Source organism: Photobacterium frigidiphilum (genome assembly GCF_003025615.1).
Classification (GTDB): Bacteria; Pseudomonadota; Gammaproteobacteria; order Enterobacterales; family Vibrionaceae; genus Photobacterium; species Photobacterium frigidiphilum.
The window spans coordinates 25202-45725 of sequence record NZ_PYMJ01000003.1 but is presented as its reverse complement, the minus strand read 5'-3'; the positions used below and the strand labels follow the sequence as shown (position 1 = coordinate 45725).

General features: G+C 41.1%; 15 protein-coding genes. 5 read left to right on the top strand and 10 right to left on the bottom strand.

From position 1 onward, the window contains the following. Positions 1-169: 169 nt before the first annotated feature. The 4 genes from C9J12_RS03920 to C9J12_RS03905 all read right to left on the bottom strand — a co-directional run bounded on the left by C9J12_RS03920 (position 170) and on the right by C9J12_RS03905 (position 6557). Complete coding sequence (locus C9J12_RS03920) at positions 170-634, bottom strand: methylated-DNA--[protein]-cysteine S-methyltransferase (protein ID WP_107241512.1); 465 nt, start codon at positions 632-634, stop codon at positions 170-172. Then, positions 627-2171 (bottom strand): DNA-3-methyladenine glycosylase 2 family protein, encoded by a 1545-nt coding sequence (locus C9J12_RS03915; RefSeq protein ID WP_107241511.1) that lies wholly within the window; start codon positions 2169-2171, stop codon positions 627-629. Before C9J12_RS03915 ends, C9J12_RS03920 begins: the two co-directional genes overlap by 8 nt. Positions 2172-2413: 242 nt before the next feature. Further along, positions 2414-5296 (bottom strand): ATP-binding response regulator, encoded by a 2883-nt coding sequence (locus C9J12_RS03910; RefSeq protein ID WP_193944642.1) that lies wholly within the window; start codon positions 5294-5296, stop codon positions 2414-2416. Next, entirely contained in the window at positions 5289-6557 is a 1269-nt protein-coding gene (locus C9J12_RS03905) for an acyl-homoserine-lactone synthase (protein ID WP_107241510.1), read from the bottom strand. The genes C9J12_RS03910 and C9J12_RS03905 overlap by 8 nt, the downstream gene beginning before the upstream one ends. A gap of 129 nt (positions 6558-6686) precedes the next feature. On the opposite strand from C9J12_RS03905, the gene C9J12_RS03900 reads away from it, so the two are divergent. Next, a complete protein-coding gene (locus C9J12_RS03900) occupies positions 6687-7676 on the top strand; it encodes a glycosyl transferase family protein (protein WP_107241509.1) in 990 nt (329 codons plus the stop codon). A gap of 125 nt (positions 7677-7801) precedes the next feature. Here C9J12_RS03900 and C9J12_RS03895 read toward each other — a convergent pair whose 3' ends face one another. The 3 genes from C9J12_RS03895 to C9J12_RS03885 form a co-directional block, all read right to left on the bottom strand. After that, positions 7802-9781, bottom strand: coding sequence for a tetratricopeptide repeat-containing diguanylate cyclase (locus C9J12_RS03895; RefSeq protein WP_227876265.1), 1980 nt, complete (start codon positions 9779-9781; stop codon positions 7802-7804). 250 nt (positions 9782-10031) lie between these two features. Continuing rightward, complete coding sequence (locus tag C9J12_RS03890; RefSeq protein WP_107241507.1) at positions 10032-11939, bottom strand: methyl-accepting chemotaxis protein; 1908 nt, start codon at positions 11937-11939, stop codon at positions 10032-10034. A 664-nt stretch (positions 11940-12603) separates the two neighbouring features. Further along, the gene (locus tag C9J12_RS03885) at positions 12604-13449 is read right to left on the bottom strand and encodes an enoyl-CoA hydratase/isomerase family protein (RefSeq protein WP_107241506.1); all 846 of its coding nucleotides are present in this window, start codon (positions 13447-13449) and stop codon (positions 12604-12606) included. A gap of 571 nt (positions 13450-14020) precedes the next feature. On the opposite strand from C9J12_RS03885, the gene C9J12_RS03880 reads away from it, so the two are divergent. Then, complete coding sequence (locus C9J12_RS03880) at positions 14021-14878, top strand: NmrA/HSCARG family protein (RefSeq protein WP_107241505.1); 858 nt, start codon at positions 14021-14023, stop codon at positions 14876-14878. 49 nt (positions 14879-14927) lie between these two features. Here C9J12_RS03880 and C9J12_RS03875 read toward each other — a convergent pair whose 3' ends face one another. Together C9J12_RS03875 and C9J12_RS31020 are read right to left on the bottom strand one after the other, a co-directional pair. Further along, positions 14928-15590, bottom strand: coding sequence for a substrate binding domain-containing protein (locus C9J12_RS03875; protein WP_227876264.1), 663 nt, complete (start codon positions 15588-15590; stop codon positions 14928-14930). A gap of 6 nt (positions 15591-15596) precedes the next feature. Next, positions 15597-15809, bottom strand: coding sequence for a LysR family transcriptional regulator (locus C9J12_RS31020; protein WP_227876263.1), 213 nt, complete (start codon positions 15807-15809; stop codon positions 15597-15599). A gap of 261 nt (positions 15810-16070) precedes the next feature. Here C9J12_RS31020 and C9J12_RS03870 point away from each other — a divergent pair, with 261 nt between their 5' ends. Then, on the top strand, positions 16071-16205 hold the full coding sequence (locus C9J12_RS03870) for a pirin-like C-terminal cupin domain-containing protein (RefSeq protein ID WP_107241504.1): 135 nt from the start codon (positions 16071-16073) through the stop codon (positions 16203-16205). A gap of 117 nt (positions 16206-16322) precedes the next feature. Next, the gene (locus C9J12_RS03865) at positions 16323-16919 is read left to right on the top strand and encodes an isochorismatase family protein (RefSeq protein WP_107241503.1); all 597 of its coding nucleotides are present in this window, start codon (positions 16323-16325) and stop codon (positions 16917-16919) included. Positions 16920-17184: 265 nt separating this feature from the next. Here the strand turns inward: C9J12_RS03865 and C9J12_RS03860 are convergent, their stop codons facing one another. Continuing rightward, positions 17185-18504, bottom strand: coding sequence for a ferredoxin reductase family protein (locus C9J12_RS03860; RefSeq protein ID WP_107241502.1), 1320 nt, complete (start codon positions 18502-18504; stop codon positions 17185-17187). Positions 18505-18867: 363 nt separating this feature from the next. On the opposite strand from C9J12_RS03860, the gene C9J12_RS03855 reads away from it, so the two are divergent. After that, a complete protein-coding gene (locus tag C9J12_RS03855; RefSeq protein WP_107241691.1) occupies positions 18868-20154 on the top strand; it encodes a DEAD/DEAH box helicase in 1287 nt (428 codons plus the stop codon). Positions 20155-20524 lie beyond the last annotated feature (370 nt).

Sequence of the window (20524 nt, the reverse complement as noted above, 5' to 3'; positions counted from 1 at the left end):
GGTCAACATGTTTGTAGGTAAGAAGAGTAAAAAAGCCTTTTAAACTTAATGATATTACTTCTTCTGCAGTACCATTAAGCCTAGACAGGCTGTATATAATTACCACTCCAGCTTGTTCTAATACCTCTAACTGATGGCTAACACTAACCTCTAGCGACTGATGAAAGATTTATTTTGAGAGAAAATTAGCACCTTCATGTGTAAGTAACCATGCTTTGGTATCGATTCCACCAGCGTAACCCGTTAGCTTTCCACTTCGTCCAATCACACGGTGGCAAGGCACTATGATAGGCACAGGGTTGCGACCATTTGCCGCACCAACCGCGCGCACTGCTTTCGGGCTGCCCACACCAACCGCAATGTCGGTATACGAACAAGTTAGCCCAAAGTCGATCTGCTCTAACGCCAGCCACACCTGATGTTGAAAAGCTGTACCTTGCATATCTAATGGCACTGAAAAGACTCTACGAACACCGGTAAAATACTCACTCAACTGCTCAAAACATTGCTGAGTCACAGTATTCATTTTTTGCGATGCTGCTTGGTCGGCATTAAATTCAATGGCAACCACACCTTTGTCGCTCGCTTTAATATTAAGCCAGCCTATTGGGGTATCTATTAACTGATTAAACATGTTCTTTCTCCGTTATAAGGCTGCTATTCACAATCGGCACTGCAACTGAATCAAAATCAGCACTCCATAAATAAAGGGTTAAATAACTACGCCAGGGTGCTGCTACATCGGGTGCAAATGCTTCACTCATTTTGGCTAACGCTTTCTTAATGCCTAGATCGCCAATCAGAAAAATATCAGGATCGCTTAATCCTCTCATTCGTAAATAATGCACCGTCCACGGTCCAACCCCAGCAATGGCTAATAACGCTTTGCTATCATCTAATGGTTTATCACATGCGTAATCCGCAAATAATCGGATTGTTTCTTTGCGTTTCCCTGGCATTTTTAAATAAGAAAGTTCATCGCCGATAAGCTGTTGGGGCAAAGGGAAATAACACCGTTCATCAGTATTAATAGGGTTATTGCCCACCACTTTAGTGACTAAATTTCTTGCGGCTTGCACAGAAACTTGTTGACCGAGTATCGCTCTAATTCCTGCTTCAAAAGGGCTCCACACTCCCGGTAAACGCAAACCAGAAATCGCCAGAACCTCGGTATTTAATGCCCGTTTTAGCCGCGCTTCGATATGTTCTATATCGGCATCTAAATCTAAACATCGTCGAATATTGCGAATAACACGATTGAGATAACGTAAATCAGACAGTTGAATTCGTACCGAGAATGCCGATTTTTCAGGTATATGAAACGCGGTAAATTCACCAATACAATCGAAGGGAGTTTCACTATGGCTAATCCTTTCCCCTGTGCTTTGTTCAGCATAAGAGTCATCTACAGAGTCATAACTAAAAGTACGTCCGTAGCTATTTTCATCACACCACTCTAGCCCTTCTATAATACGTGCTGCATAAAACTGCTGGAGATGCCGCCAATTATAGGGCGGTCGGTACGATAATGTTATGACGATGTCTTCAGCATGAGCGTGTTTCTTTTCTATGGCATTCTTTCGTACTTGAGTCGGCGTAAGTGAAAACAGCTTTTTAAAACAATCGTTAAATCGACGAACACTATTAAAACCACTGGCAAGCGCAATACTGGTGATATTCAATTGCGTATCATGCAATAACTTTTTAGCAAATAAACACTGCTGATAATGAGAATAAGCAATCGGTGACAAGCCAAGTTCTTGTTGAAACAACATCCGTAAATAACGATCGCTAATACCTAACCGTTCGGCCAACTCAGCTAATGATTGTTGCTGTAATGCGCCATCATCAATCAAATATATGGCTCGGTGCAACGTCGTATTTTTACCTTGCCACGCTGGTGACCCTGGCGCGCTATCAGGTCGGCAACGCAAACAGGGGCGATATCCGGCGTTCGCTGCAATCACTGCCGACTGAAAATATTCAACATTCTTTTCTAATGGCGCGCGTGCCGGACAAATAGAACGACAGTAAATACCCGTCGTTTTTACCGCAATAAAGAACAGCCCATCATAACGAACATCACGTGATAATCGCGCTTCACGGCATTGCTCATCAGACAAGGCTGGTTTATTTAATGGGACGTTATCTGCTATCAATTCCGTGTTCATACAACCAACTCAATATAATTGCTCATTCCTTAAAACTAAGTCTAAAGACTATACCAAATTAAGCTAGCCAGATTCGGAAGTGACAGTACATACCCATAACTATACCCAAGTCACCTCAAGGTGCTCGTTTCCGCGAGAATTTATTGGGCTCTAGGCAAGGCGCTAATTTATAGACCTAGTGGCTCTACGTTGAAAATTAGCAAGGGTTGATGGGGCGCTTATGCTTTATCGTGTGCAGTATCTTATGTCATCCATTTCGTGAGTGTTTGGAGTAATTGCTGTTTATTGATAGGTTTAACAAGGTGGTCATTCATTGTTTCACTGATAGCGCGTGTTGTTTCTTCATTGTATTCACCGGAAAGTGCCACAATGGGAATGGCGTCAAACAAGTGTCTTATTTGATGGGTCGCTTCAATACCACTCATCCCTGGCATTTGGATATCCATTAAGACCAGATTGAAAGGTTCTTTTTTTACTTTCTCGATGGCTTCATCTCCTGATGAAGCTTGAACAACGGTAATGCCTTCGCTGGCGAGATATGCTTGAACTAGCATCCGATTGACCTGCATATCATCAACAACCAAAACCGTTTTTCCAATTAAACTTCCGAGTTTTGCGAAAAGGTCATTATCAATCAAAGATTCTAGAGAATGCAGGAATGTTTGGTGGTCATTGATACCGTCAATCTGTCCTTGAAAAAAGGGGGAAAGCTCTATGCTGTTCAAATGTTCGCTATTCTCAGCGTCTCCATAAAGAAAAATTGGAGTGGTTTGAGCTTGATGACCATGAGTACCGCCACGTAGCGTTTTAATTGACCCCATTTCACGGCCCAGCAACATATGCTCCATCATAATAAAGTCAACGGCTTGTTGGCTTAAATGATGGAGTCCTGTTTTTACATCTGGTGCCGTGCAGAGCTCGACGCCAAGTGATTTAAATTCGGAAGAAAGCCAGTTGCCAGCTTCTACGCTACCAAGTACAAGGCCGGACATTCCAGTCAAGTAGCTTTTGATTTTCTCCTTGGACATTTCACTGTGGATCTTCTCATCAATTGAAGGAAATGAGAGTATAAACTCAGTGTACTCTCCAAGTTCGGACTTGCAGGTGATGGTTCCACCAAATGATTCAATCACCCTTTTACAGTATGAGAGGCCTAAACCATTTCCTTGTACTTTTCCATTGGTATAGAACTCTTCAAGTATGTGCTTCTGGTGGTCAGGGGAAATTCCTGGGCCAGTATCGACAACATGTACCTTATTATAATTGAGTTCTTTCTGAAAATAGATTCGTATCTGACTATTTGGGTAGGTATCGAAGTAATAAACGGCATTCTTAATAAGGTTGAACAGAACGAAACTATAAAGCGTATCGCTGCCATGGAAGAAGAAATCGCTTTGAGTGTCGATATTAATGCGGAGCTTATGCTCTTCACTATTGAAGCAGAAGTCGTTCAGGGCCTGATGTGTCAGTTTTGCAACGGAGTAGTTATCAAACAGAGTGGTGCCAATACTCTCGCCACGGAGTTCATCAAGAATAGCATCGATAAATCGCGATCCTAATTGTACTGCTTTTTGACCCTCAGAAAGCTCCTGATAGATTTTTTTCATTTCTTTTGAGGCAAATGGGCTTAAAGACGTATTTTCTATTCCGAACATATCAGCATCAATACGTTCAAAATGGTATTTTATTTTTGTTAACGGATTTCTAATTTCGTGAGCAATGGTCCCTACAAGCACTTGTGACTTGCGTATTTTATCTTCAGTGACAATAAAGCAGTTTGCTTTGTCAAATAACAGTTGCAGCCCCATTATCTCTTCGCTGGAAAAAAGAACATTCTCCTTCTCTTTAGACACCATATATAACTGGGTGACTTCGTTTCTCTCATTGGTTATTGGTAAAACTAAAGACACCCCCATATTGACCATTTCCCGAGTGACGTTGCTCAGTTCCTTGGTGCCTTCTGGTTTTTCGTGCTTGAGCTGATATTCGATCTCTTCTTTGATAAGCACGGAACGATTACCATGAAAATAGGAGACAAAAATATTGTTTTCTGTATTGCCGCTAACTTTCTGAATTCGGCCTGATTTAGCATTCAGAACCTGATTTAATTTTATAATAGCCTGATCGGTTGAGTAGCTAAATTCACCAATCAAGTTACAGATATTCTCTACCGGATCCCCTTTTTCCTTGTAAAGGAGTCTGTTGACTGAACGACGAATAATGGCAAGTGACTTATACCAATAAATACCCGTTATCAGCGTCCATATAACTAACAAGAAAGTACTATCTTGTGTACCCACAAAGCCAACGCTAGCAATAGGGATGATATAAAGGGCAGCATTAATAACGAAGCTGAGGGTAATAAGTCCGATATAGCGGATGCTATAGAACCTATGATGTAAAAGGGCGTAACCGACAACTATGACTTCAATAATCGATAGCGCAGGCGGTAACCATACTTTTGAGAAGTCATTTAAAAAAATCGGTATCAAAAAGTGCGCAAAAAATGTTGAGATGATAAAAGCCATCATGCCGAAGATCATGTAATTAGCCTTGATCTGTTTGAGCTTTAATTGACTTCTGCTGGATAGAATAAAATTGCCAAGAGTCAGTATAAGAAGCAATAAGAGGTTACCAAAAAAAACACCGATGGTGGGACCGAAGTGAATGACAAAGCTCCCGATGCCTTCGATATCAACTGACTTAACATTCAGGCCGGGTACACAGTTTGTGACTAAGATAATGATGCAAGTGAGACTAAACAGTATCCATTGCCATGTTTTTAACTGAAAAGATGTACGTTCAGATACCAATCGACATGAAAATAGAAATGCATACGCAAAAGCTAACCCTGAAAAAATATTGGCCAGAAGAGCCATTATGATAGCGGTATCAGCACCAAAATAAACTAACAAATCAGACTGAAAATAAGCGTTAGATAATATCCATGCAGAAATAAATACACTGTAAAGCGTGTAAGGAAAATACACCTGCCGGGAACTCCCCGGCAGGTGTTTTGCCAGTATTCGAGCAAAGTACGTTGCCCAAATTACAACAACAAGAGCAATCGCGACCAGAAAGATCGCGACCATATTTGCTAATGTTGCTTGTATAAAATCATGCACGGGTAGATGTTTTCTTTTGTTTTCGCATCCTAATGATTCTCTTGTTGTAATCTCTAAAGCTGCATAGCTTGAAGGTTTGACTCATTGGCCCAGTAAAAACGAGTCCTTGGTATGTTGTAAGATCTGTCCCTTCAACTTTTTGTTCGCATAACGATACATAGGGTAGTGTTTTTATACTGTCATCGTTAACCGAGCAGTAAAAATTCAAAATGGAAGGCTGTTCAACAATGGTGTATGCCACCTCTAAACCTATGTCAGCAAGCTTAACTGTCAGATATTTAAGCGTTAAGTAAAGAATATAGTTCAGTTTTATCCGGGGCCCACTGATTGCCATTCTAATAATTTCGCAAACTGCATTTTTCTGTTTTATTGTTTTTAACAGGGAGTAATCAAATCTCTCAATTGATGTCGTGTTTATTTTTGATGTCAGAGCGTTGGAGAAAACACCAGATTTTTCAAGTGTTTGGATTTTCTCATTTGATAACGTCAGTGTCCAATTTTCTGTTTGAAAAAAGTGTTCAAACGTGAGCCAGTTATTATGTTGGCCCCAACGCTGGATAAGTGCAGACGAAAGTAAAAGGGGGGAATAACCGCCTTGTTGTTTTTGATACATGATGAAGTGCTCGCCGTTAGCGGACACATCAGGATAATAAAGCATCTCGTACCAATGTTGTTGTTTTACAAACGTTTCAAGATTGATCAGCACATTTGCCAATGAAAGTCTCATTGGTATATTCGAATAGCAGGTACTGAATAAACGGTGATCATCTTTGATATTATCAACTACCTCATATCCGTAGCCATCGCTTCCTTCACTATATTCATATGTATAGGAGTGTCCAGTATCGTGGACAAGAAAATCACGTTCTGCCTTATCAGTAAGTTGATAAACTCTAAATTCCGCCCAGCAACTGAGAATGTCATCAAAGAAAAGAATAGCGGTTTTTTCTATAAGAAAAAACAATGAAGGAAGCGTTGGAAGAGGTGTTACACCGTTAATAGACTGTGCTGCTATACATGTAAATGTAGTGTATAAGTTTCCTTTCCTCGTTGTTATAGGGAGCATGGCGGTGATTTCATCGAAGCGATATGAAATGATTTTTTCAAACAAGTTAAAATGGTTACTTGTGAGCATGTATGTATTAACTAGATCTAAAAACAGGTGTTTATCTTGTTCTGTAGGGTTACTTGTACGTAGTTTTTTGATATCGCGTTTGAATTTTTTTTCAAAAGGGGAATTGTTGATATTAATGTTGTACATATATGATCCTCGACTTTGCTAAAATGCGTCGAGCTCAGTGTACAAATTTATAGGTGGCTTCAAGTTAAACATTGATTTTCAGTCATAAAACTGCACAAATAGGGTATATGTTCATTGCAGGAATAAAGCATGACAGCCTTTTCAGAATTTATTAAACATGTGGGGCGCGGTGAAAAAGGCCGTCGTTCACTTACACAAGAAGAAGCGCGTGAAGCGTTAAATATGTACCTCGATGGTAAAGCAGAGCTGCTTCAGCTTGCTGTATTGCTTATGCTGCAACGTGTTCGTTGTGAAACGGGTGAGGAGGCTGCTGGATATATAGAAGCGTTACGCTCTCGTATTTCGCCGCAATGGCAATCCATTGATGTCGACCTTGATTGGCCATGCTTCGCCGGTAAACGACGCCAACCGCCGTGGTTATTATTAGCCGCAAAGATATTGGCCCAAAATGGCAAGCGCGTTTTCCTTCACGGCCATGCCGCCATCGATATGGTGAAATACCAAATAGAGACAGCCTGCCCTGCTTTAAATATTCGCCAAGCAAACACAGTCGAAGAAGCAGAAGCCATTTTGGCACTTGATAATATCTGTTATGTACCGCTTTCATCCTATTGCGATCCGTTAGTGGATTTATTAGCACTGCGCAGTCAAGTAGGGTTACGTACACCATTAAATACTGTCGCACGGGCGCTAAACCCAACAGCCGCCCCTTTTTCTATTCACGGTATATTCCACCAAGGTTATGAAAAACTGCATGCCGATGCTGCCGCACTGGTCGGTGATGACAATATGGTGGCTTTTAAAGGTGAAGGCGGTGAAAGCGAACGTAGCCCACGCATTGCATGCCGGTTAGCGGGTGTCATTAACGGTGAGCGTTTTGACGAAGAATGGCCAACATTCCTTGAAGGTGCCTCTGGTAAACACGGAGAAATAAGCGGTGAGTACCTGCAGAAAGTGTGGCTAGGTGAGGAGGATAATAACTACGGTAGCCATGCGGTTATCTCTACATTAGCCATTACACTAAAATTAATGGGCCTATGCGAGACACAAGAAGCAGCATTAGCATTGGCTGAGAAATGGTGGTTAGCACGTCACGATTTAAATCAGCCTAACGAATAGCTCTATCAAATAAAAGGTCGAATCATAATACCAACACGGTAAATGAACCTTCATTTACCGTGATTTAAACCGCATATTGAATACACCACAAAAGTAAAATAGCTGCACCAATACACAATATTCCGCTAGTATGTACCCACTAACTTAACGCAATCTCGCCCTGACGATTTGGCTTTATATAACGCTTTATCTGCCTGTGCTAACAGCGTATCCCATTGTTCATAAATCACATCGCCCTTGATACCACCGATGGCACCAATCGAGACAGTTACAGTCAATTCGTGATTGGCACTCATTATCGGGGTCGACGATATAGATTCACGTAAGCGATTAAGTACAAATTCAATATTCGACTCGGGGGCTAGCGCTAAAACGAGTACAAACTCTTCCCCTCCCCAGCGAATAACTAAATCATTATGGCTACGTGCGTTATCTTTTAAACGGTGCGCAATCTCAGTGAGCACATTGTCGCCAATATCATGACCATAGTTATCATTCACTTTTTTAAAATGATCCACATCGACAACAAGTACAACCAAATCGTAAGCATCTAATTGGCGATTGTGTTCTGCGGTCTCTAGCCACTGTTCTAAATACCGTCGGTTGTGAAGCCCAGTTAAAGGGTCTTCTAAAGATTGTGACGCTAACGTAGCATTTGAACGACGAAGGCTAAAGTTAGTTTTAGCAACAGACGTATAGCGACGATAAAGAAGATAAATCACTAAACAAAATATGAGGGCAGCCAGCATCCATAATTGATCTAAGGTTCGCTGCTCTGATAAACGGGCTGTCTTCAATGCATTTTCAGATTTTAATAATTCAATTTCAGTCTCTTTATTTTTAGCCTCATAGCTTTCTTGAAGGGCAAATAACTGCTTACGACGTTCATCAAATAAGTAATCTTTACCTTCGTCTGCATATTGCTTATAAAAAGCGAGAGCCTGTTTATAGTCTCCTCTTTCTTCATGAATCGTTGAAATAAACTCCTTCAATAAAATTGATTTTTTTCTATTATTCATAACATCAAATTGCGCTAAAACCTTTTCTGACAATACCAGAGCTTCATCGTAACGCTGCTGTTTTAAATAGGTTTCAGCAACAGCTTCATTGCAGTACACCATGCCGGCCTTGTCTGATACTTCGGTTGCAAGTGCCAAGCAACGTTGGGCACTTGCTATCGCGGTCTCTATCTCATTTTCTTGAAGTAGTAAGGTAACCAGATTGGCAAGCGCATAAATCTGAGCATAACGAGACCCTTTTTCAGTCGATAATTTGACTGCGGCACGAAGATGCTTCGCTTCTAATTCAGGTTTATTCAAATTTTTAGCAATGATTCCCGCATTAATGTGGAGCATTGCTTTTACGCCCGGGTTATCAAAATTCACTTTATCAATCAGTTTGAATGCTCGACGGCTATATTTATCGGCCTTCTGCCACTCTTCTAAACGAAAATAGACCGTTGAAATATTAGACAACACTCTTGCTTGTTGAATCTGATCTTTTTGATGGGTAAATATTTCTAACGCAGAGCGATAATCATCCATCGCTTTTGGGTATTCTGATGATTCCACATATATATTGGCACGCCATTTCATCGCTCGAGCTAATAAATGCTGATAATTTTCTTGCTTAGCGATTTCAATAACTAATGCAATGTGCTGAGAAGCTTGATCATATTCACCTGTTTCAACGAATTCAATCACTTGCTCTAATACGGCTTCACCCATCATCCAATTTTGATCTACACGTTCCCCTAAAGATATGAGTTTGGCTATGTAGTCTTCTGCATATTTATTACCCGCCCATATTTCAGTCGAACCGAGTGCGCCTTCTAAGCGAAAAATAGTCAAATAATAAAGGGCTTGTCGAATATCATCTGTTTTTTCGAGATGCTCTAATGAAAATTTAGACAGTTTCTTACGCGCGACTTCAGGCTCACTATCCGCTAATTGATAGATTGAAAATAAAGAACTATCTTGCGTCGTTAACTTATTGGCAATAAAAGGGGGAATAAGTGGCAGTTCTTCGGCCTGTACATTCAATGACAAGACAAGTAACAGAGAAGATACCCAAATTTTTGAGTAAACAAATAACGCTTTGGGCATACAAGGTTTGGGCATAGTTTAAATAACAGACAGTGATTAGAAGAGGATCTTGATATCTTATTGTTTCGTAGTCAATGTTTTATCCACATTAAAACGGGGGTATCTGTAAACTCACAGCGTCGCTGTACATATTTTTTTACTCTATAGATGGGGGTGTTGCAAAAAAATCAGATCAAACATGGGAGCTACAGTGAGCTCCCTGCATGATCAAATATTGACTAGCTGATCCACTTGTTTGTTAAAAAGCGGTTTACTGTAATTTGAATTTATCAACAACAGACTTTAACTGACTGTTTGCTGCTGCCAGGTTGATGGTCTCATTTGTTGCCATTTCTCCATTAGAAGATAACTCCCCTACGATTTCACGAATAGCAGCCATATTACGGGTGATTTCATCCGCAACAGAGCTTTGCTGTTCGGCTGCGGTAGCAATATGAGTATTGAGATCATTAATATGGGTAACTGAGTTAGCGATAGTATCAAGGTCATCTTCCACCAAAGATGTACTTTCTGCTGTTTTCTCGCATGTTAATTTAGTCGCTTTCATTGCAGAAATTGCAGAGCTTGAACCGTTACGTAATTTATTTAACTTTTGTTCAATTTCAGCTGTACTCGTCTGCGTTCTGGCTGCCAGTGCCCTTACTTCATCAGCGACAACGGCAAACCCTCTGCCTTGCTCTCCGGCTCGGGCTGCTTCTATGGCTGCATTTAACGCAAGCAAGTTTGTTTGATCGGCGATTTCGCCTATCACATTCAGTACATTGGTGATCTCCAAGGTGTCTTTTTCTATCTCGGCAATGCTGATAGATGTATCTTCGACGTTCTTAACAAGTTGAGACACCGTCGTTGTAGCACTGATTACAACATTTTTAGAGTCTGTAACTTGCGAATTGGTTTGATGAGTGAATTGAGAGGCTTCAGATGCATTACTCGCGACATCATTCGCAGTGACGCTCATCTCTTCAATAGCAGTAACGATTTGTTCCGTCTCGGTTGCATGAGCGGTCAATACGTTGTTGTTAGCGTCTGCTTGGTTTTTAAGCTGATCAACGCTTCGGGAAATGTGATCAGAAGACTGCGAGACTTCTAGCATCAAAGATTGTAGATTCTCGATAAATGTATTAACGCCTTCTGAAATTTGGCCCAGATCATCACGACTAGTAACCGGTAAGCGTCGAGTGAGATCACCGTTTCCTTTTGATAAATCAAGTACCACATCTTTAAGTGTGAGTATTGGACGGTATAGCTGGTTTAATACAACAATAACAATCAGGAGTGCAATGATCAGAATAACAGCGGATGTTGATAATGCTTTGATTAATGCTGCTTCAACATCGGCATAGACCACCGATTTTTCAACGCCAACGTAGAGATACCATTTACTTCCGTCAACTAGTGGAATTTCGGAAAAATAAGCACGTTTATCAGCTCCTGCCCACTGATAGTCAGACGCACCAGAGCCTTGGGCTGCCATCTGCTGTTCCAATTTTGGAATACCAAAATAGCTCCCCAGTTCATCACTGGGATCTGAAGATGCCAGCTGAGAAAATTGTTCACTTAGGATTAAAATCACCGCACCGGGGAAATCAACATTGTTAATAGCATCGTTAAGACTTTTTAATGAAATATCACCGACCACTACACCCTCGCTGTTAACTGGGGTCGCAATGCTCACCATCAAATCTCCGGTTGTATCATCGGTATAGATATCGGTCAGTATGGTTTTATTTTTTACCAATGCTTGCTGGTACCAATCACGGGTACGCGGATCATAATCACGAACATCAAAGACGCCATTGTTGCCACCGGAATCACCGAAAGCACGGCCATCACTGTAGCCAACGGTAAAGCTGGAATATCCACCCGCTTCGGTGACTAACTTTGCAATCTCAACATATTCGCTATTTGAATGATTAGATCGATAAAAAGCTTTGCTTGAGCTGAGTGCGTCAACTTTTGTTTGCATCGATAATTCGATTTCACGTTTTGCACTTTTTACAATTAATTGCGATTTTTCTTCAATCGACGCAATTTTGTCGTTTTTAAAATTGTTATAAGACAGCCAATTGGTAACCAACAGTGCCGCTGATACCAGTAAAGCAACAGTAAATATAATGCGTTGCTTAAAACCAACACGTCGAAATGAGAGGTCTTTCATATCTGCCTTCTTAGCTACTACTATAATAAATGTATGATTTATCGGACGGATGAAGATTTTAATCTTAAATCGATGCACTGTAGATAGCGGAGATTACCCATACTCTATCAGGTTGAAATGGCAGTAGAATATTGTGAAAAAATGATATTTTTATCAGTATGACGGCACATGGCTATTTTTATCTATTTATACAATAAATTAGTCACAATAATTATTTGCTGAAATAAGCTAAAAGCAGATAAACTGTGAAAACATAAACAATCTTATTGCATACAAAACTACATACGTTTGCATTCAAGTATTTATTATATTGTTGTGTTTTGTGATGTTCGACCGATTTGATAGTCATTGGAGACATGAAAGATACCGTGATATCTCTCGCAAAGGTTTAGTCGCAGAGTTATGCAGAAGTACAAACGTACTGATTTTCAAATATAATTAGGCTAATAGCGCGTAAAATTGATTCAATTTACCTTCAATCTGCAGTGGCTTTAATCATCTCTTTATTACTGGCTAGAACATACACAGCGATCCCCATTCAGACCCATTATAGAAAATAGTGGGAAGGCAGAGCCTACTATTCATATTTGGTATTTGCGACCAATCCGATAAACGAGCAACCTCTGCCGCTCCTGTATCGAACCGCACCTGTATCGAGGGCTATTTAAAGTAAACGTGCCCATAGTGGTCTTAATGACCATAACGTAAAGAACAAAGCAGACGGAGCATATTTCTTTTTGCGCCAAAAAAAACGCGACTGTTCTTTTAAGAAATCAGCACCTAAAAATGAATCTGCAAGCTGTTCTGACTCACGTGAATTCGTCACTTTAAGCTCTTCTAACGAACTTCCTGCTAAAAATTTACGTTGTTCATCATTAGCTACCCAATCTTGAGCAATGCGCTCTGCTTCTTCCATAAGCTGATGCTGAGGGACAACTTTTTGAACTAACCCAACGTCTAATGCTTCTTTGGCGTTGGGCTTCCAACCTTCACTGCCTAACATACGCTGAGCATTCTTTTCACCCAATAAGCGAGGAAAATGAAAACTAGAGCAACCCTCTGGGGTTATACCTAGAGCCGAAAAGGGAGTTGAAAAAGTCGCATTATCAGATGCAATGATACTGTTTGCTAAAGTGGCCGATGTAACACTGGCACCTATTGCTGGGCCATTAACAGCAATAAGTAAAGGCTTGTTACAGTTAAGAAAAATATCGAATAGCCTCAGGTTATTTTTTACAATCAAATTATGCAGCTTTTTCGGGGGCATAACTTTAAGTGAGCCACCTAAATTGACACCCGCAGAGTAGTATTTACCGGTACCCGATAAAATGATCGCTTTAACTGTATTGTTGGTATCTGCAACTAAAAACACTTCGGCAAGAGCATCCATCATTTCCATCGTCCACCCATTTAGTTTTTTGGGGCGGTTCATGGTAATGGTAAGTACATTATCTTTGATATTAGTCAGTAGATGACTAGCTGCAACGCTTGAGATTGTGAGGTTATTCATGATGATGCTACTTCCTGTAAAATATCCTTTAAATTTAATGCAACTCTAGCCTATATAACGCGACCTTATATAAGATGACATCATATTTTTTGAATTAGAAACACTTCATAAAATAAAGTGTACTTATTGACTGAGAGTATTAGCTCTAATCAACTATAGGGCAAATTCGATTTAAGTGATCATCCTAAGCCACTTATGGACAAAATGAGTCGCTTAGGAGCGGGGAAACATTTATTTCGATATTGTGGGGTTCCTTTTGGCGAACCTGTATTGTGCTTAGATGAGGCGGCAAGTTTACTCCCTGTGCTATGCACAAATTGGATGAATGTTTAATTTTCAACTCTGTCATGAAGGAATAAATGTTCCCGGACCTGATGCGCAACATGCACTACCAATAATAGCGCTGCTGGAATAGCCAATATCCTTAACCAGTCCCCACTTAAGTCGAACATGACTAACTCAATTACCCCATATTTGGGATAGTGTAATTTGTTTTTACCATCTAGTTGACCAATCCAGTCCTTGTTAGGATTTACCCCGTCGTTAAGCAAACATTAAGTTGGATAAGATCATGGTCGAGAATAAAGTTTTAGTCGTGACAGGAGCAACAGGCAATCAAGGTGGCGCGGTAGTAAAACACCTGATGAACAGTAGTTTTACTATTAAAGCGGTAACCCGCAACCTGCAAAGCAAAGCGGCGGACAGGTTACGTCAACAAGGTGTCGAAGTGATCTATGGCGATCTGGACAAGCCGGAAACGCTTACACCTATATTGAAGGGTGCCTATGGCGTTTATTCGGTGCAAAATAACTGGACCAGTAGCATAAAGGTCGAAATTGCTCAGGGTAAAGCCCTGGCGGATGCAGCCAAAGCGGCTAAGGTGCAGCACTTTGTTTATTCTTCTGTGGGCGGAGCCGAGCGTCAAACGGGCATTCCCCACTTTGACAGCAAGGGGGAAATTGAGCGCCATATTATTAAGATCGGGTTGCCTTATACTTTTATCCGCCCTGCTTATTTTATCGAAAATTTTTTAGCAACTGGCAGCTTTGCTTTTGTTAACTGGAGCCTGTTGTCTTGGGCACTGAAAAAAAATCGAAAGCTACAAATGGCCGCCGTTGATGATATTGGAGCCTTTGCCGCTTTGGTGTTTTCCCAGCCGAAACGCTACCTGGCTCAGGCTGTGGAACTGGCCGGTGATGAAAAAAGTTTTGCAGAAATCAAAGCTATTTACACCCAGGTGATGGGGAAAAAGCCGCGCTACCTGACACTGCCAAGCTGGCTATTTGCACCAATGAGCAAGGAGATGTCGACCATGTTTTCGTGGTTCAAGAAAGAAGGCTTCCAGGCGGATATCCCAACGATTAGGGCCGAACTGCCCCAACTTAAAGGCCTGCAACAGGCCTTGACAGAGATTATACAGCCTAGCTGACAGATGATGTTACCTGCTCTTTAGGCTGCCAGTTTGCTGACATTGTGGATCATGCGATTTGGTCGATCACATGATCCACAAATAAGCGAATATTTTGGGTTAAATATTTATGAGACTGATAGATGATGTACATATTACCAGCAGGAATTTCGTAGTCTGTCAGTATCAAGTTAAGCGATTTACTTTCCAGATAAGGCTTAACCAAAGGCAAAGGAACTCTGGCAATGCCCAATCCGGCCACCGCTGCCTTGATTAATAGATTATTAGCATCAGTGGCATACCGACCATTTACAGGAATATCTAATACCTGATCGATATCTTTAAATTGCCAATTCTGATTTTGAAGTGTATTCCCCCATAAAATACAAAGATGTTGAGTCAATTCTCTGGGGTGTATTGGTTCACCATACTGAGCAAGATAGTCGGGACTAGCACAGCAAACACTTTGCTTGGGTCCGATTCGACGAGCAACCAAGTTGGAATCCTTCAGCACACCAGATCGAAAGGCGATATCAATTCTCTCTTCTATCAGATCGACCTGATGATCTGTTACTTTCAGCTCAATTTTCACCTCTGGATACTTAGCAAGGAATTCGTTGATCCAAGGTTGAGCGTATAAGGTGGCGAAATCTAATGGAGAGGTAATCCGCAGGGTTCCTTTCGGTTGCTTTTGTGACTGGGTTACAACAAGGTTGGCCTCTTCAATTCCCATAAGATGCTACTGGCATTGTTGGAAATAGAGCAATCCTTGATCAGTCAGTGACAGCTTTCTTGTGCTTCTATGCAATAACCTCACACCCAAACTATCTTCTAACTGCTGAACTTTGCGGCTGACCGTGGTAGACGGTATGCCGAGCAACTTTCCTCCTCCAACAAAACTACCGGCTTCAACAACCTTAATGAATATATTAATTTCGTTGAAATCTACCATTCATTACCTCTAAATATGGGGCAAACAAACCCAATTATACCACCTACTCAATGAATGGATAGTTATCTAAAATGTACTTATTCCAACGAAATCAGAGAGCAGATAATGAGCCGATTTATTCAAGAAATTCGTACTGGTTCAAATCATGGTTCCATGGCCATTCAGGCGTTGCGGCCATCAGCTACCCACTGATTTTGAGTATAAAACATGAAGACACGGATGGTCATACTGCCCACCTACTTTCAGGTGGCATACCGGTAAATGGGGATATTTAACGCCAGCGACGACGAGAGCCAAGTTAGCACCACGAACAATGCCGCTGAGTTCTTGTTGGTTGCGGGAAAACAATTAGCGCAACCGATTATCAGTACAGGGCCATCGGTACACTCAAGCTGACACAATGCAATACTCGGGTCGCGTCAAATCTACAAGCTACAAGCTACAAGCTACAAGCTACAAATGTAATTAACGCATTAACTGCCAGTAATGGCATAACCAAAAGAGAGATATAAAATGAACCACACAATTTTCACTCCAGAAAATTCAGCGATGTTATTGATTGATCATCAAGTTGGTACCATGGGTTGGGTTAAGTCTGCGGACTTGGAAGAGATTAAGAGACATACGATTGCGTTAGCACGTGCCGCGAATGAAACGGGCATGCCCTTGATTCTCACTTCGAGTATGGAGGATCAAGCCCAAGGACCGTTGTTCGAGGAACTTCAGAAAGCAGTACCAGAAGCATTTGAAAAACGCGTGCAGCGTGCGGGGGTTGTTGATGCGATGAAAGATCCTGATTTTGCGGCCGTAGTTAAAGCGACTGGACGTAAAAATCTGATCATTGCAGGTATTACTACTGACGTCTGTGTCGTTTATCCAGCCATCACGTCAGTGTTGGAAGGGTATAATGTGCAAGTCGTTGTTGACGGCTCTGGCTCTCCAAGCAAAATAGCGGATGATACGGCATTACGTCGCATGGAATCCCATGGTGTCACGCTCACCACAACCAATCAGTTGATAGCGGAACTCGCTCAGGACTGGAGTAGTGAGCACGGTCAAAAACTCATGCAGGTACTGTTTGAAGAAATTTTGTCTAAACTGCCTGAATAGTTTCACTCTATCTAAGATAGTAGATCCTCTATGCTAACTGTAAGCTCTGATAAATGAGCTAACACGTAAACATATTCATCGATTGACGAAGTGCGTTAAAGGTCGTCACCGCATCTTTACTACCATCACCGGCCTCACGAGCCATCTGAAGGTAGCCTATAAAAGCATCAGCGGCCTTTCAATGCTTTAGTCACTCCTTTTTGTTCTGCTATTGGCATGACTCATAGCTGTCGAACCATACCAACGAAGGCACCTAAAGATGACACTAACGCATTGAAAAGTATTCCCGGTGGAATAAATCCAAATCATAACCGATCGCAGTTAAGTCTTGTGTTAACTGGTTTGAAAACGCAATCGGACCACAAAACCAAATTGAATTGCACTGAATATCAGGATGACGGCTCAGCAATTGGTCAACCGTTAGATATGGCTGAGACCGTCCATCTATTATTTTTAATGTCACATATGCTTTTGTTGCCTCTCGTTCCAATTCAGTAATAAAACGAGAACTAGGATTACTTGTACAGTAATAAAGCGTTACGGGTTTTATCGCCGAACTGTTTTGACGCTGCTGCAAAGCCGCTTTGAACGCCGCAATACCAATACCACCACCGATCCAAATTTGGGGGTGCGTATCATCAAAGTTAAACTGCCCGTACGGCCCTTCGATCGTTACACTTTGCCCCAATACCAGCTGAGTTTTCAACTTCGCAGTAAAATCCCCTAGCTCTTTAACAAGAAAGCGAAGTTGACCATCAGAACGATCAACACAGGCAATGGTAAATGGATGAGGTTCATGATTACCAATATTCACATACGCAAATTGCCCATGCCTATGCCCTGGCCAGTCTTTAACGGATAAATGTAAATCTGTCACTTGGTTATCATTGTCATGAGAAAAGCCTGAAACATGCGCTTTAAACGCACGTTTTTTACCAATTTTACCGCACAGACTCCAAACAGCGGCAAACATACCGCATGCAATGATCGCTAAAACGAGGTAAGTAATGATATACGGCCAGTAACTGTGCTTTATCAAAATGGCAGAATGGTATGCAATAACCAAGAAGCACGCAGACATCAGTTTATGTGATAGTTTAAATTTTTTATATCCAATGGCACCCAGTAAAGATATTACCCCTAAGACCAACATAACGTAAAACGCCCATTCTCCAAGGCCTTCCGCGCCAGATCTCAATGGTCGAATAATGGAGTATAGAGAATCAGGGTTAAGTACATTTCGAGTACGTACCGGTTTTACCAGCATGTCCCATCTGACTAGGTATTTAGGAACAATCGCGATCATCCAATGTATTACGGCGGTGACAAGCGCACCAATGCCCATCCACTTATGTAAATGATAAGACTTGTCTAAACCTTGAGTCAGTTTTTCAATAAATGATAAGCGTAATGCAAGTAGCATAACCATCGTCATCAAGGTTATGGCAATAATGCCACTGAATTGAATTAACGCGCTGCGATACTCGAAAAAGTTTGTATAACTGAATAAATTTGATTCCGCTTGGAGCCAAAGTAAAGTGATCAATACAAACACGCCCATCGTTTTTATGTAGAGTGCTTTCACTATAATAACCTTATATATAACGACACTATTATATTAAGCGCTGAAATGTAAATTAAGCATATTGAAAGTAAAAGAGTGTAAATCAGCCTCAAACGACATCACATTGCTTATGAAACTATCACTAATCTCAGTTTCATCCAGTTTTCTCCCTCAGTTTAGATTCTTGCTTTTTGTGTGCATCAAGTAACATAAAACACTAGAATGAAAGACAGTGCTCATCTAGGAACTTAGTGTCGAACCAAACTCGGTCTATACGGTGATGGAATGACATTACGGCAGGGTTTGATCGATATCACTAACTTAACGGGGCATAAATACGCTAAAATAGCGCGCTATTATCTTAGCTCTGAGCCCTTTATATTAATGACTACTGCCACAACGCCAGCCAACTTTACAGAACTTGGCCTTATTTCACCTCTATTAGCTAGATTAACTGAGCTGGAATATCAACAGCCAACGCCTATTCAAGCGCAAGTGATCCCAAGTGTATTAGCAGGACGTGACTTAATTGCAGGGGCAAATACTGGTTCAGGTAAAACTGCCGCTTTTGCACTGCCTATATTGCAGCACCTTTTTGAGCAACAGCACTCTGACAAACCATTAAGTAAAGGTAACTATGTTACTGGACTGATTTTGGTACCTACCCGTGAACTGGCTAAGCAAGTTGCTGACAGCATTAAATCTTATGCGGTGCATTTTAACGGTGCGATTAAAACGGTTGCTGTTTTTGGTGGTGTATCAGCGAATACTCAAATGCTCGCATTACGTGGCGGCACTGATATTTTGGTTGCAACGCCTGGTCGATTACTCGATTTGATTTCAAGTAATGCCATTAAGCTCGATAGGGTTAAAACCTTAGTGCTTGATGAAGCCGATCGAATGTTAAGTCTAGGCTTTACTGATGAGCTATCTGCATTATTGGATTTATTGCCAAAGAATAAGCAAACGTTATTATTTTCAGCGACCTTTCCTGAGCAAGTACAGACGTTAACCCAAGAATTGCTTAACGACCCTGTTGAAATTCAATTGCAAAGTAGCGACGCCAGTACCTTAGTACAGCGCGTTTTTACCGTTAATAAGGGCGAAAAAACAGCCTTATTAGCGCATTTGATCAAGCAACATGAATGGCGACAAGCGCTTATTTTCGTTAATGCTAAAAATAGCTGTGAGCACTTGGCAGACAAACTATCTAAACGTGGTATTACCGCAGAAGTGTTTCATGGCGATAAAGGCCAGGGCGCTCGTACTCGTGTGCTTGAAGCGTTTAAAGCCGGTGAGGTTGAAGTGTTAATTGCTACTGATATTGCAGCCCGTGGTCTAGACATTGAAAAACTGCCGGTGGTGATCAATTTTGACTTACCAAGAAGCCCATCAGACTACATGCACCGTATTGGTCGAAGTGGCCGTGCTGGTGAAGTGGGCTTAGCGTTATCGCTTATCGATCATGACGATTATCATCATTTCAAAGTCATCGAAAAGAAGAACAAGATCCGACTTGAACGTGAGCAAGTAGAAGGCTTTGAAGCTGATGAAGTGAATGAAGCGTTTTTAACTGTAAATAAGCCGATGGCAAAACCTGAAGGCAGCGGTAAGAAAAAACGAAAAAATAAAGCATCGTTGAATGAAGACATCTGGCTGGACAATTTTTAACCAGATTAAAAAATCTAACAATAGTCTAATTTTTAAATGGAAACCATTTGAGGATTGATTTGTAACCATAAACACCTCTCTGCAGAGCTAATCGATTTAATAGTGTATTAGCTTGAAGGGGGGTGGTATTGATAATCTATTTTGAGTCATGTTACGAGCAACAGCTCTAACTTACTATTGGGCAAAAGCTTAGATTAGAAGAAGTAGATTGTTAACCCAGATCATCGACCTGCTAAGTACTCTGCCCTCTAGATTATTTTAATTTCCAGCCTAGAAACCACCTGTCTTTATTTTTTACAGGGTTAACGACTGTCCATTTACTATTCAGTAAGAACGTTTCTTACATGGAACTGAGTCTGTCACAGAGTCA